Origin of the sequence: Pseudomonas sp. HMSC08G10 (assembly GCF_001808425.1) — a bacterium.
GTDB lineage: Bacteria > Pseudomonadota > Gammaproteobacteria > Pseudomonadales > Pseudomonadaceae > Aquipseudomonas > Aquipseudomonas guariconensis.
In genome coordinates this window covers 74,019-86,968 of record NZ_KV793335.1, presented here as the reverse complement: position 1 = coordinate 86,968, position 12,950 = coordinate 74,019, and the positions used below count along the sequence as shown (strand labels likewise).

The 12,950-nt window shown below is 63.7% G+C and carries 12 protein-coding genes and 1 tRNA gene; 5 read left to right on the top strand and 8 right to left on the bottom strand.

The window, feature by feature from the left end:
* Positions 1–170: 170 nt before the first annotated feature.
* The gene (locus tag HMPREF3173_RS22445) at positions 171–1,385 is read right to left on the bottom strand and encodes an MFS transporter (RefSeq protein ID WP_070576860.1); all 1,215 of its coding nucleotides are present in this window, start codon (positions 1,383–1,385) and stop codon (positions 171–173) included.
* A gap of 305 nt (positions 1,386–1,690) precedes the next feature.
* Here HMPREF3173_RS22445 and HMPREF3173_RS22440 point away from each other — a divergent pair.
* Positions 1,691–1,767 (top strand) — tRNA-Met (locus HMPREF3173_RS22440).
* Between the two features lie 70 nt (positions 1,768–1,837).
* On the opposite strand, the gene HMPREF3173_RS22435 is transcribed toward HMPREF3173_RS22440, so the two are convergent.
* Positions 1,838–2,455, bottom strand: coding sequence for a LysE family translocator (locus tag HMPREF3173_RS22435; protein ID WP_070576857.1), 618 nt, complete (start codon positions 2,453–2,455; stop codon positions 1,838–1,840).
* A 197-nt stretch (positions 2,456–2,652) separates the two neighbouring features.
* Between HMPREF3173_RS22435 and HMPREF3173_RS22430 the strand changes: the two genes are divergently transcribed.
* Entirely contained in the window at positions 2,653–3,546 is an 894-nt protein-coding gene (locus tag HMPREF3173_RS22430) for a LysR substrate-binding domain-containing protein (RefSeq protein WP_070576854.1), read from the top strand.
* Here the strand turns inward: HMPREF3173_RS22430 and HMPREF3173_RS22425 are convergent.
* The 4 genes from HMPREF3173_RS22425 to HMPREF3173_RS22410 form a co-directional block, all read right to left on the bottom strand.
* On the bottom strand, positions 3,510–4,085 hold the full coding sequence (locus HMPREF3173_RS22425) for a D-Ala-D-Ala carboxypeptidase family metallohydrolase (protein WP_070577126.1): 576 nt from the start codon (positions 4,083–4,085) through the stop codon (positions 3,510–3,512). The genes HMPREF3173_RS22430 and HMPREF3173_RS22425 overlap by 37 nt on opposite strands.
* A gap of 73 nt (positions 4,086–4,158) precedes the next feature.
* A complete protein-coding gene (gene can, locus HMPREF3173_RS22420; protein ID WP_070576852.1) occupies positions 4,159–4,797 on the bottom strand; it encodes a carbonate dehydratase in 639 nt (212 codons plus the stop codon).
* A 52-nt stretch (positions 4,798–4,849) separates the two neighbouring features.
* Positions 4,850–5,305, bottom strand: coding sequence for a ribosomal protein S18-alanine N-acetyltransferase (gene rimI / locus HMPREF3173_RS22415; protein WP_043208488.1), 456 nt, complete (start codon positions 5,303–5,305; stop codon positions 4,850–4,852).
* Complete coding sequence (locus HMPREF3173_RS22410; RefSeq protein WP_070577124.1) at positions 5,302–6,090, bottom strand: energy transducer TonB; 789 nt, start codon at positions 6,088–6,090, stop codon at positions 5,302–5,304. The genes rimI and HMPREF3173_RS22410 overlap by 4 nt, the downstream gene beginning before the upstream one ends.
* A gap of 301 nt (positions 6,091–6,391) precedes the next feature.
* On the opposite strand from HMPREF3173_RS22410, the gene mksB reads away from it, so the two are divergent.
* Genes mksB through mksF form a run of 3 tightly spaced genes read left to right on the top strand, consistent with a single transcriptional unit; the run spans position 6,392 to position 11,194 of the window.
* Positions 6,392–7,669, top strand: a complete 1,278-nt coding sequence (mksB, locus tag HMPREF3173_RS22405; RefSeq protein ID WP_043208486.1) for an Mks condensin complex protein MksB — start codon at positions 6,392–6,394, stop codon at positions 7,667–7,669.
* Positions 7,659–8,366: an Mks condensin complex protein MksE gene (mksE, locus tag HMPREF3173_RS22400; protein ID WP_043208483.1), complete on the top strand. Its 708-nt coding sequence runs from the start codon at positions 7,659–7,661 to the stop codon at positions 8,364–8,366. Before mksB ends, mksE begins: the two co-directional genes overlap by 11 nt.
* The gene (gene mksF, locus HMPREF3173_RS22395; protein WP_043208481.1) at positions 8,363–11,194 is read left to right on the top strand and encodes an Mks condensin complex protein MksF; all 2,832 of its coding nucleotides are present in this window, start codon (positions 8,363–8,365) and stop codon (positions 11,192–11,194) included. Before mksE ends, mksF begins: the two co-directional genes overlap by 4 nt.
* A gap of 129 nt (positions 11,195–11,323) precedes the next feature.
* On the opposite strand, the gene HMPREF3173_RS22390 is transcribed toward mksF, so the two are convergent.
* Together HMPREF3173_RS22390 and proB are read right to left on the bottom strand one after the other, a co-directional pair.
* Complete coding sequence (locus HMPREF3173_RS22390; protein WP_043208479.1) at positions 11,324–11,779, bottom strand: CreA family protein; 456 nt, start codon at positions 11,777–11,779, stop codon at positions 11,324–11,326.
* Between the two features lie 11 nt (positions 11,780–11,790).
* The gene (gene proB / locus HMPREF3173_RS22385; RefSeq protein WP_043208477.1) at positions 11,791–12,909 is read right to left on the bottom strand and encodes a glutamate 5-kinase; all 1,119 of its coding nucleotides are present in this window, start codon (positions 12,907–12,909) and stop codon (positions 11,791–11,793) included.
* Positions 12,910–12,950 lie beyond the last annotated feature (41 nt).

The window sequence follows — 12,950 nt, the reverse complement described above, 5'->3', positions numbered from 1 at the left end:
CGTGTCGCTCGGCCACGTGCGACGTGCAGCCTGGAAAGCAGGCTGGCGAACAAGGCGAGAACTCAGGGAACAGCGCATTGCATCGACTACGTGGAAAGAAAAGAGCCGGCACTCTAGGCCAACGGCCGCCGACTCGTCAATCTCGGGACCGCCAGGCGGTCCCGACGACATCAGCGCTTGCCGGTGGACGGCAAGAACACCGCCAGCAGGCCGAACAACGGCAGGTACGAGCACAGCCCGTACACGTACTCGATCCCCCGCAGGTCGGCCAGATACCCGAGCAACGCAGCCCCAATGCCCCCGAACCCGAACATCAGGCCGAAGAAGATCCCGGCAATCATGCCGACACTCCCAGGTACCAGTTCCTGGGCGTACACCACGATCGCGGAGAAGGCCGACGCAAGGATGAAGCCGATCACGACACTGAGTACGGTGGTCCAGAACAGATCGGCATAGGGCAGCACCAGGGTGAATGGCGCCACGCCCAGGATCGAGAACCAAATCACCGCTTTGCGCCCGATGCGATCACCGATCGGCCCGCCAAAGAAGGTCCCGGCAGCCACTGCGCCGAGGAACAGGAACAGGTGCAACTGGGAGCTGGCCACCGACAGGTCGAACTTCTCGATCAGGTAGAAAGTGAAGTAACTGGTGAAGCTGGCCATGTAGAAGTACTTGGAGAACACCAACAGGCCCAGTACCACCAGCGCCAGGATCACTCGCTGACGGGAGATGCCATGGCTGGCCTGTACGGCCTTGCGCGCCTTGAACTGGTTGAGGTGCCCGGTGTACCAGCGGCGCAGCAGCAAGGTCACGGCGAAGAAGAACAGCCCGGCCAGTCCGAACCAGGCCACGTGGGTCTGGCCAAAGGGAATGACGATCGCCGCCGCCAGCAACGGGCCGAAGGCAGAGCCGGCATTGCCGCCAACCTGGAACGTCGACTGGGCCAGGCCAAACCGTCCGCCCGAGGCCAGACGGGCGATCCGGGAGGTCTCCGGATGGAAGGTCGACGAGCCAATGCCTACCAACGCCGAGGCCAGGAGAATCATCGGGAAGCTACCGACGAACGCCAGCATCACGATCCCCACCAACGTGCACACCGTGCCCAGGGGCAACAGGTTCGGCGTCGGTCGTCGGTCGGTGAAAAAGCCCACCCAAGGTTGCAGTAGCGAGGCAGTGACCTGGAAGGTCAGGGTGATCAGGCCGATCTGGGCAAAGCTCAGGTCATAGTTCGCCTTGAGCATGGGGTAGATGGCTGGCAACACCGACTGGATCAAGTCATTGATCAGATGCGCCAAAGCGCAGAAGGCGATGATGCGCATCACCAGCGGGTTGGCTTGGGCCGTCGCGCTGGCGGCAGTGGAAGTCTGGGCGCTGCTGATGGCCATGGCAGGTATTCCGTCCGCGAATTTGGGATCCGATTATCCGGAAATAAGTAGATAGATAGCTACCTTTTTATATTGTCGCCACAGCCTCTCCAGCGGCGTGTCAGTGATGACTTCACCTTCGACACCCCACACAGCGCGCAGAACGCTTCGCTGGCGAGCAGCATTCGCACCTGCCCAAGGTGCTTGGCCATTGGGTGGTGGTGCGCGGATTCAGGGCTTTCTGGCTAAGCGATTGAAAGCGCGTAAATTTTTTTTGAAATGAGTGTTGACACAATCGCGTTTCAGGCGAATAATGCGCGCCACTTGGCTACATAGCTCAGTCGGTTAGAGCACGGCATTCATAATGCCGGTGTCCGGGGTTCAAGTCCCTGTGTAGCCACCATATTGAAAAGGGCTTATCGAAAGATAAGCCCTTTTTCTTTGCCCGCGAAAAGTCGCGTCAGCTCTCTCACTCATCGCACCCCCGCCGCCACCACCGCGACGCCCAGCCCGATCAAGGCTACTCCGATCACCCGATCGACCATCACCTGCCGCTCGATCATTGCCTTGCGCAACACCGCACTGGAAAAGAACACCGCCACCAGGCTGAACCACAGCCAATGGGCAAAGGACATGAACGCACCATAGGCAAAGTCCAGGGCCAGCGGGCTGCCCGGCTGCACGACCTGGGTATAGGCACTGACGACGAACAGCATGGTCTTGGGGTTCAGGGCATTGGTCAGAAAGCCCGTGCGCAACGCCTGCAGCACGCTCGCTTGGCCGCCCTGCGCAAGGCCATCGAGGTGGATGCGCGATGTGTTGGTCAGTGACTTGTAGCCCAGGTAGATCAGGTAGCCCGCCCCCACCACCTTCATCGCCATGAACAACACCGGGCTCTGGCTGATGATCACGGCAATACCCAGGACCGTATACAGCACATGCACCTGCACCCCCAGGGCGATGCCGATGGCAGCGGCGAGCCCTGCCTTGCGCCCTTGCGCATAACTGCTGCGGGTGACCATGGCGAAGTCAGCACCCGGGCTGATGACAGCCAGCACAGTGAACAGGGCGACAGCGATCAGTTCATTCACAAAAAAGCTCCTCGATAGGCGATGAAAATACACAGAGGCGCCAATTATCGAGGGCTTATCCACAGGCAAAAATCGATTTATAGTGCGAAAAATCCGCTAGTTTATTTCACAGATTCGAGAGCGAAGTCGCTCTTGAAAACACGGGACTCCCTTCGCGGGCAAACCCACTCCCACAGGGCTGTCGCGCCGACACGATCATGAAACTGCCGCCACTTACCGCTTTTCGTTACTTCGACATCGCCGCCGAAACCGAAAGCTTCGTGCGCGCCGCCGAGCGCCTGCATGTGACCCACGGTGCGGTCAGTCGCCAGGTGCGGCTGCTGGAGGAGAGCCTTGGCATCGAACTGTTCGAACGGCGCAACCGGGCGATCTTCCTCACCGTTGCTGGCCGGACACTGCACAGCACCACCCAATCGATCTTCGAACAACTGGAAGGTACGGTGCAGCGCCTGCAAACCCAGGAGCGCGATAGCGTCTTGGTGTTGTCGTGCGAGCCGACCATCGCCATGCGCTGGCTGATTCCACGCCTGCCCCGCTTCCACGCCGCCCACCCTGACCTGCAACTGCACCTGGTGGCCGCCGGCGGCCCGCTGGATTTCGCACGGGCGGGTGTCGACCTGGCCCTGCGGCGTGATGACTTCCATTGGGACCGACAACTGCACAGCCTGAAGATCTGCGACGAATGGATCGGCCCCGTCTGCCAACCCAACCTGGGGCGCAGCCTCGACGGCCAACGCCTGCTGCACAGCGCCACCCGCCCCAACGCCTGGAGCACTTGGCTGCGCCTGGACGGTAGGCAGGCCCGAGAGACCGAGCGTAGCGACTTCGAGCATTTCTATCTGTCGATACAGGCCGCCAGCGCGGGCCTGGGCCTGGCGATCGCATCAGCCTTGATGGTTCGCGACGAGCTCGACAGCGGACAGCTTCAGGCGCCGTTTGGCTTCCTGCGTGATGGCTCTGCCTACCACCTGCTCAGCCCCCGACCCTTGGAGACCGGTGACAAGCGCCAGCGCTTCGCGACGTGGGTGGTTCAGGAGTGCCACAGCTGCCTGGCTCACTTGGGTTTGATACAGAACGACGAGCCCGAGTGACCGTCGCCCCCCCAAGTCCGAAATCCTGCGGTATCCAGATGAATGCGCCCAGTCGGGTAGCGCCCCAGCCCCATGTTCCAGGCCTGGCCGTACTGTTGCCAGAAGCGGCAAAGCGGATTGGGATCTGACCACGCAGGCAGCAGCACGTCGACCGCGAAAGCCCGCGTGTGAGCGCTACCCGGCGCGCCGCCCGCACAAGCATTCAGGCGCGGATCGCGATAGGCCGAGACCACTTCGAACTGACGCAGGATGCCTTGTTCGTCGAGGGTCTTGAGCAGCGCCAAGGTGGATCGCACCTGGGGCCATTGGGCGGCCGGCGGCACGGCGAAGGGCGAGGCCTGGCACAGGCGCCAGTCCGAGGCCGAGCGCAGCAGTTGATGGATCGGCACTACACCATAAAGGCGTGCATCCACCAGCATCTGGCGGAAGGCACGCGTCTCGTGGTCACCCGCCCATTGGGCGAACATCCACAGGTCTCGATCATCGGCGCGAGCGTGGGCGCCCATCACCAGACTTGCCGCCAATGCCAGCAGCGTCATGCCTTTCATCTGCCACTCCTGTGCTCGTCCCTACACCGAGTAAAGCATGGGCCCCGCGCTATTGAGGTAAAGGCTACTCAAGAGGCCGCAGGCGATATTGAGGCGGCAGCTGGGCAAAGCCGCTGATGGTGGTGTCCAGGCTCTTCCAGCGACCATCCTTGATGCCATAGATACAGCCATGAATCGACAGCTCCTGTCCGCGATGCCAGGCGTTCTGCACGATGCTGGTATGAGCCACGTTGGCGACCTGCTGGATGACATTGAGCTCGCACAGCCGATCGACCCTGGCCTCTTCGCTCTCCAGCTTGGCCAGCTCGCCGCGCTTTTCGTAATACAGGTCGCGGATCGAGCGCAGCCAGCCATCGATCAGGCCCAGCTGACGGTCCTGCATGGCCGCCCGTACCCCACCGCAGCCGTAGTGGCCGGTGACCAGGATGTGCTTGACCTTGAGCACCTCGACCGCGTACTGGATCACCGACAGGCAGTTCAGGTCGGTGTGCAGCACCACGTTGGCGACATTGCGATGCACGAACAGATCGCCCGGCAGCATGCCAACAATCTCGTTGGCCGGCACGCGGGCATCGGAGCAGCCGATCCAGAGGAATTCGGGGGTTTGCTGGCGGGCCAGCTTGGCGAAGAAATCCGGGTCGCGCTGCTTGATCGCATCGGCCCAGCGCTCGTTGTTGTCGATCAGTTCCTGCAGGTCATGCATGGTCGTTGCCTCATCAGGGTATGGCTGTGTGACACGACCTGCTCCTGCAAGGTCACTCTTCGAGCAGGGTGCAGGCCATCACCAAGGCGTCTTCGCGGCCGCCGGCGACCGGATAGTAGTCCCGGCGCCGGCCGATTTCGTTGAATCCGTAGCGCTCGTACAAACGATAGGCCGACTGGTTGCTGGCGCGCACCTCCAGGAAGCATTCGCGACCATTGAGCTGATAGGCCCGCGCCATCAAGTGCTCGAGCAAGCGCAGGCCCAGGCCGCGCCCCTGGTTCTCGGGCTTGACGGTGATGTTGAGCAAGTGCGCTTCGTCGATGATCACGTTGATCACGCCATGCCCCACCTGCTGCTGCCCGTCGAACATCAGCCACACTTCGTAGGATTTGAGCGCATCCTGAAAGATCCCGCGGGTCCAGGGATGACTGAACGCGGCATATTCGATCTTAAGCACGGCATCCAGATCCGCCTCGGTCATTCGGCGGAAACTGATCGAGTCACTCATTCAACGCTCTTCCAGCGCGCCATCAGCCGGCGCATCGCTTGCCAGACGTCCGCCTTGCGTTGCGGCTCGTCCATCAACAGTTCAAGGCCCGGCAAGGCCCAGGCATCGCCCAGGCCCTCGACCTTCAGTTCTTGGTAGTAGGCCTCGCCGTCGGCTTGGCCGGCAAAGCGCACGGCTGGCAGGCCGACCAGCCACAGGCAGGTGCAGGGCGCCTCTTCCAGGCGAGCCTGAATGAACCCTTGGACGAAGTCGCGCGCAGCCTCTGGGCCTTGGTCCATGTTGCCGCGTACCAGCAGCGGCCAGCGCACCGGCTCGCCGATGATCTGCGGCGCATCGGGCAGGCCGGCGGCGCGCAGCATGTCCTTGAGCAGCAAGTAAGACGGGTCGCGGCTCTGGAAGGGCTGGCCGGTGGCCAGCTCCACCAACAGCAGACAACTGCCGGCACGCAGCAATTGCAGGGCGAAACGCGGCGGCGGCACAGGCACTGGCCGGGGTGCCGGCGCCTGCTCCTCGACTTCGACCGGTTTGCTGGCAGGCTTGGGGGCGCTGCCGGGTCGGGGGATCTCGATCTTCGGTCGCTCCGCCGAGCGGGCCTGCGGCGCGGCTGGCGCCTGCTCGGACGATGGCACCGTGGGCCGCACGTCCCTCTCGAAGTCCTCGACCGGCGCCAAAGGCGCCAACAGCTCCGGACGCGACGGTGCGGCGAACGGCAGTTCGGCGCGCGGCAGCCAATGCACCACTTGCATGGCGGATAGGTAGGCGCGGCGGCGGGGCTCGGTCAGCAAGGCACAGGCATCCGGGGAACGAAAACAGTCGGCCATTCTAACGCCGTTGCCCAGCAAGCGCCGCAACTGGTCGGCGGAAATTTGTTGTTTGCTTCCCCATCCGCAGGCAAACCCGCGCCCACGGATACAGCGGCGTTGCTGAGCGCACCGCAGAACCAGGCGAGAGCGGGCTTGCCCGCGAAGAGGCCAGGCAATTCCCTGCAAGGCTTCGGGCCATCCCGATTACAGACCAAGGGGTGAAATCCTCCCCCCCGGATGCAGTACAATCGCCCCTTTTATTTGGCAACGAGTCGACCCGCCAATGATCGAACCCAAGCGCGTCCTGCGCGCCCTAGCCGAACACTGGGCCCTGATCGAGCCGCTGTGCGAGCGTTTCGACCAGGGCACCCTGAGCCTGGTCGAACTGCGCCAGCAGCTTGCCCGGCAGCAGGTGGAAAGTACGCCGCAGGACATCACCCAGCTGCTGGACGTATGGATACGCCTGGATATCCTGGTGCCGGTGGCCAAAAGCCCGAACCGCTTCGAGCTCAACGCCCAGATCCACGACTTCCTCGCCTACCTGCGCCGCGAGCACCGCCTGGGCCTGTGCCTGGAGATCGAGGCCTACCTGCGCCACCTGGAGCGCCTGGCCGGGCACATCCAGGACGCCTTCGACAACCGCGACAGCGACGACCTGGCGCGCCAGCTGCGCCTGCTCGACATGCGCGTGCGCGATGTCCTGAAGAAACTCGACAACGACGAGCAGGCGCTGGTCGCCGTGGCTGAACGGGCCAAGACCAGCAACCGCCAGATCCCCCTGCGCCAACGTTACGCCGAAGTCCTGGCGACCTGGGACGAATACGTCGAGCCGATGATCCAACTGGTCAATGCCGACGGCGCCTTCGAACAAGGCGTGCGCAAGGTCGAGACCGTGCTGCTGCGCCTGCTGGGAGAGCAGGCGCGCCTGGGCCATCTGGTCGACGACGACATGTTGCTGCGCACCCATGCGCGCATCCTCGAGATGCAGACCAGTGCCCAGCTCACCCTGCGCCATGCCCGCGAGTTGCTGCTGCCGCTGCGCGAAGAGGCGCGCCGGCACAACGCGGTCACCCGTGGCGCGGCCCTTGCCCTGTCGGTGATCCGCCGCAAAGGCATCGATGCGGTGCCGCATGCGGCCATGCCGATGTTCACCCGCCCGCAGAGCACGTTCCTCGGCAGCGCCAGCCAGGTCGAGGCCTATGTGTATGCCCTGGCCCGCTTCGAGCCCAAGCCGGCGCGCTTCCCTAAGGCGCACAAGAGCCAGAAGGGCCCGCTGCCCCGCGCTCCGCGCACGGTCAAGGAAATGCTCGAGCGCTGCGAGGACGCCTTGCCCCTGCCGGATCTGATGGTCTGGCTGCTCGAGCAGGAGCCCGAAGGTGCCACCGACGAATTGCTGTACTGGTTCTCGCGCCTGTCGCGGGAGAAGCGCTTTAGCCGCGAACGCCTGGACCGCCGCGAGTACACCACCCGCGAGCACCTGGTCAGCCTGCGCTCCTTCGCCCTGACCTCCAGCCGCGAAACCACGCCCGAATCCAACGCGAGCCCAGCCAATGCATCTTGATCTTTCCGAACTGTCCCAGCTCGCCCCCATCTTCCGCGAGTTGTTCAAAGGTTTTCACATCAGCCGCCGCGACCCTGAGCTGTATGCCCAGTTGTCGAACTTCCAGGACCAGTACCGCACCCTGTTCAAGGCCCTGGGCTTCGAACTGGTGTGCGATACCCGCGGGTTCTACTACTTCGTGCCCGAGCAGGCCGCCGCGCAGGTCAACAAGACCGCCCAGCGCCTGTCGCTGTTCACCTTCATCCTGGTCGAGCACCTGGCCGACCAGGGCCGCGATCCGATGGCCGTGCTCGACGGCGGCAGCATTGGCCGCGATGAGCTGCCTTCGCTGCTGGAAAAGTACCGCGACCTGTTCATCCAGGCCGAAGTACAGACCGTCGACGAGCTGGAAGAAAAGATCCTGCGCCGTATGACCCAGCTGGGTTTTGCCCACGAGGAAGGCGGCATCTACCGCTTCCTGCCGCCGATGCACCGCTTCCTGGATGTGTGCCTGTCGGTCCAGCAGGACCGGGATCTGGCTGCCAGTCTGCACAGCGACCTGCCGTTGCCAACGCCGGTACTGGTCGAAGAAGAAAGCCCGGAAGAACTCAACCGCACCGACGATCCGCTCGACCTGTCGCCGTTCGACAGCGAGGAGAGCGAGGAAGAAGCCCTCGCCCGAGCCATCCGCGAAGAGCAACAGGAGATTGACGCATGAGCCAGGAACGCTACGGTATTCGCCGCTTCGCACTGCTCAACACCGCCGGCTACAGCCTGGGGCTGTTCCCTCTGGAGCAGCCGCTGTCGGTCTATGGTGCCAACAACCTCGGTAAATCCGCCTCGATCAACGCCCTGCAGTTCCCGATCCTGGCGCGCATGTCCGACATGAGCTTCGGCAAGTACAGCCTGGAGCAGTCGCGCCGGTTCTACTTCGCCAGCGACACCAGCTATATCCTCTGCGAGCTGAACCTGCCCCACGGCCCCCACGTGATCGGTGTGGTCGGCCGCGGCCCAGGGGGCGGCTTCGGCCACCAGTTCTTCGCCTATCAGGGGCAGCTGGACCTGGCGCACTACCAGAAGAACGACACCTGCCTGCGCCAGAAGGAGCTGTTCACCAACCTCGAGCAGCACGGCCTGAAGGCCTACGAACTCAAGCCCGACGAACTGCGCCGACTGCTGGTCGGCGGTCATACGTCGGTGCCGCTGGACCTGACCCTGATCCCGCTGCGCTCGACCAGCGAACAGAGCCTGAAGACCTTCCGCTCGCTGTTCATCAACCTACTGCACATGCGCGAGATCACCGCAGCCAAGCTCAAGCAGCTGTTCCTCGATGCCTTCGAGCACAGCCTGCGCTCGGGCAGCGTCGACTACATCGCCGCCTGCGAGGAAGCCTTCCGCGACGTGCGCCGCATGGAGCAGGACTACAATGCCCTGGTCGCCGCAGGCCCGCTGGTCGAGGCCCTGGCCGGCGGCGTGGCCCAGCGCGACATCCTGCGCGGCAAGCTGCACCGCCTCTCGCCCCTGCTCGACAACCTGCTGGGCACCTGGCAGGAATACGCCATGGCGCGCAAGGAAGAACTGGTCATCCAGGCCGAGCACTACCGCAGCGAACAGGACCGCCTGCAGAACGACCAACGCGGCGGTACCCAGGAGCTGATGCGACTGGAGCGCGAGATCACCGGCATCCAGCGCTGGCTTGGCGAGCTATCGGTACTCAAGCACCGCTTCGCCTTGGTCGAAGATGCCAAGGTCCTGGAGCAGCAACTGCTGGCCGCCAAGGACGCCCACGACGAACTGGCCGGCGCCCTGGCCCAGTCGCGTCAGTTCTCCGCCGAGGACCTCGACGAGCGCGTGCGCGATCTGGAAAAACGCCTAAAACAGGTCAAGCAGCAGCTCGATCACGCCGACAACAACAGCTACGCCCGCCTACGCGAGGAGTTTTCCCAGCAGGATGTCGACCGCCTGATGCGCCTGTTCAACGGTGCGCTGTTCAGCCTGCCGCTGGGCGATCGCGGCATCGAGCTGGACGACAGCGATGTCTGGGTCAAGACCCTCGAAGCAGTGCTCGACAGCTTCAAGGGCGAGCGCTTCGAGGCGCCTGGCCTGTCCATCGACCTTTCGCACATCGACCCGCCGGCCCTGCAGGCCCTGGCCGACCGCGCCGCCTTGCGCGACCAGAAGGAGCGCCTGGAAAAAGAACTCAAGCAGCTCAAGACCCAGCAGGCAGTCGCCGCCGACCGCAACGCGAGCAAGGCCCAGACCGAGGCCCTGTACCAACAGGTGCTCGACGCCCAGAAGGCCCTGGAAGACTTCCGCCGCAGCGAAACCCTGAGCGCCGAAGAGCCCGAGAAGATGGAGCAACTGGCGCAACTGGAAGCCGCCCAGGACGAGCTCAAGCGCTCCAGCGACGCCTTTACCGAACGCGTCCAGCAATTGTCGGCCAAGCTGCAACTGGTCGGCCGGCAGATCGCCGACCTCGAAGCCAAACAACGCACCCTCGACGACGCCCTGCGCCGCCGCCAGCTGCTACCGGCCGACCTGCCGTTCGGCACGCCGTTCATGGAAGCGGTCGACGACTCCATGGACAACCTGCTGCCACTGCTCAACGACTACCAGGACAGCTGGCAGGCGCTGCAGCGGGTGGACAACCAAATCGAGGCGCTATATGCCCAGGTGCGCCTCAAGGGCGTGGCCAAGTTCGACAGCGAAGACGACATGGAACGCCGCCTGCAGCTGCTGATCAATGCCTACTCGCACCGCACCGAAGAGGCCCTGACCCTGGCCAAGGCCCGTCGCGCGGCGGTCACCGACATCGCCCGAACCCTGCGCAACATTCGCAGTGACTACGACAGCCTCGAGCACCAACTGGCGCTGTTCAACCGCGAGATCAACCGGCGCCAGGTGTCCAACCTGGAGAGCTTCCGCGTGGTCCTGGCACCGAACAAGGAAGCGCTCAAGCACATCGACCAGATCATCCACAGCGCCGGCCAGTACGAAGAAGGCGAGACCCTGTCGGTGTTCGACCTGACCCAGAGCGCCGAGCAGGATCACAAGAACGAAGAGGCCAAGGAGTACCTGGCGCGGCTGGTGGCGGCCAACCACAACCAGCTGGGCCTGAAGGACCTGTTCGAGCTGGCCTTCGAGATCACCAAGATCAACAGCCAGCCAGTGATCCACGCCGACATCGATGGCGCCGCGTCCAACGGCACCACCATGACCATCAAGGCGCTGACCAACATGTACCTGTTGCTGCACTTGATGGATCGCGATCTGGCCGGACGCATCCGCCTGCCCTACTACCTCGACGAGGCGGCGGATATCGACGAACGCAACCAGGCAGCGCTGCTGGAAACCAGCCAGCAGCTAGGCTTCGTGCCGATTCTGGCGAGCGTGAAGCCGCAGGTGTCGGCGCGGGTCGCGATTGACCTTGAAGGGGGTAGTGGACCGAACGGCATCTACATCGACGAAGCGGACTGGAAGTTCATCAGCCGTATCGATGAAGTGAAGGCGATCGTGCGTGAGGATGTGGCCGAGGAACTGGCCTGAGTCGGTGAGCTGGGGCCGCTTATGCGGCCCTTCGCAGGCTAGCGCCAGCGCCTGGATGCTTTGAGCCTGGCGTGACTCCCTTGCAGCGTAGGATGGGGCCAAAGCCCCCTCCCGACGGTCAACCAGGTATCACTGCGCCCACGGCAGGATGGGAATTGCCGTTACCGCATTCTGCGGGCTGCCTTCGATCATCCGGTCGCTGTACACCAGGTACACCAGCGTGTTGCGCTTCTTGTCCAGAAAGCGCACCACCTGCATGGTCTTGAACACCAGCGAGGTGCGCTCCTTGAATACTTCCTCGCCGTCCTTGAGCTCACCCTTGAAGTTGATCGGACCGACCTGACGGCAGGCGATCGACGCCTCTGCGCGGTCTTCGGCCAGACCCAGCCCACCTTTCACACCGCCCGTCTTGGCCCGCGACAGGTAGCAAGTGACACCCTCGACCTTCGGATCGTCGAACGCCTCGACCACAATACGGTCGTTCGGCCCGAGGAACTTGAACACAGTGGATACCTGGCCGATTTCATCGGCTGGGGCCAGCACCGGCAGCGCCAAAGCTGCCAGGGCAATCATCTTTTTCAGCATGCCCCGCCTCCTCAAACCAGCACCAGGTTGTCGCGGTGCACCAGCTCCGGTTCGGCGCTGTAGCCCAGCAGGCTCTCGATGGCATCGGAAGGCTGGCCGATGATCTTCTGCGCCTCCAGGGCGCTGTAATTGGCCAGGCCACGGGCCACTTCACGGCCATCAGGCCCTACGCAGACCACCATTTCGCCACGACGGAAGCTGCCCTGCACGGTCTTCACGCCAACCGGCAGCAGGCTCTTGTTCGATTCGCGCAAGGCCTTCACGGCGCCGTCGTCCAGCACCAGGGTCCCGCGGGTCTGTAGATGGCCGGCCAGCCACTGCTTGCGCGCGGCGAGCATGCCGCGCTCGGGCGACAGCAGAGTCCCCAGGCGCTCGCCGGCCTTCAGGCGGTCCAGGACACGCTCGATGCGGCCACCGATGATGATGGTATGGGCACCAGAACGGGCAGCCAGGCGTGCGGCACGCAGTTTGGTCTGCATGCCGCCACGGCCAAGGGCACCACCGGTACCGCCGGCAACGGCATCGAGCGACGGATCATCGGCGCGAGCCTCATAGATCAGCTGCGCCTGCGGATTGTTGCGTGGGTCGGCGTCGAACATGCCGTCGCGGTCGGTGAGGATCACCAGCAGGTCGGCTTCCACCAGGTTGGCCACCAAGGCGGCCAGGGTGTCGTTGTCACCGAAACGGATCTCGTCGGTGACCACGGTGTCGTTCTCGTTGATCACCGGGACCACACCCAGGTCGACGAGAGTACGCAGGGTGCTGCGCGCATTGAGGTAACGCTTGCGGTCGGAAAGGTCATCATGGGTCAGAAGAATCTGCGCGGTGTGCTTGCCGTGCTCGCCGAAGCTCGACTCCCATGCCTGCACCAGGCGCATCTGGCCAATGGAAGCGGCGGCTTGCAGCTCGTTCATCGCGCTCGGTCGCGAGGTCCAGCCCAGCTGGCTCATGCCCGCTGCCACGGCCCCGGAGGAGACCAGCACCAATTCCACACCTGCTTCCCGCAGTGCGACCATCTGCTCGACCCAGACAGCCATGGCGCCGCGGTCGAGGCCTTTGCCATCCGCCGTCAGCAGGGCGCTGCCGATCTTCACGACCCAGCGCTTGGCGCCTGTCACCTTGCTTCGCATCTTCTCTTCCAACCTATGTCGAATCTGTAGATACCGTAGAT

Bases quoted from the DNA above. Each gene is read 5' to 3' on its own strand.
- mksF (WP_043208481.1), top strand. From the start codon at position 8,363: ATGAGCCAGGAACGCTACGGTATTCGCCGCTTCGCACTGCTCAACACC.
- proB (WP_043208477.1), bottom strand. From the start codon at position 12,909: ATGCGAAGCAAGGTGACAGGCGCCAAGCGCTGGGTCGTGAAGATCGGC.
- mksB (WP_043208486.1), top strand. From the start codon at position 6,392: ATGATCGAACCCAAGCGCGTCCTGCGCGCCCTAGCCGAACACTGGGCC.
- rimI (WP_043208488.1), bottom strand. From the start codon at position 5,305: ATGAGTGACTCGATCAGTTTCCGCCGAATGACCGAGGCGGATCTGGAT.
- can (WP_070576852.1), bottom strand. From the start codon at position 4,797: ATGCATGACCTGCAGGAACTGATCGACAACAACGAGCGCTGGGCCGAT.
- HMPREF3173_RS22445 (WP_070576860.1), bottom strand. From the start codon at position 1,385: ATGGCCATCAGCAGCGCCCAGACTTCCACTGCCGCCAGCGCGACGGCC.
- mksE (WP_043208483.1), top strand. From the start codon at position 7,659: ATGCATCTTGATCTTTCCGAACTGTCCCAGCTCGCCCCCATCTTCCGC.
- HMPREF3173_RS22390 (WP_043208479.1), bottom strand. From the start codon at position 11,779: ATGCTGAAAAAGATGATTGCCCTGGCAGCTTTGGCGCTGCCGGTGCTG.
- HMPREF3173_RS22425 (WP_070577126.1), bottom strand. From the start codon at position 4,085: ATGACGCTGCTGGCATTGGCGGCAAGTCTGGTGATGGGCGCCCACGCT.
- HMPREF3173_RS22430 (WP_070576854.1), top strand. From the start codon at position 2,653: ATGAAACTGCCGCCACTTACCGCTTTTCGTTACTTCGACATCGCCGCC.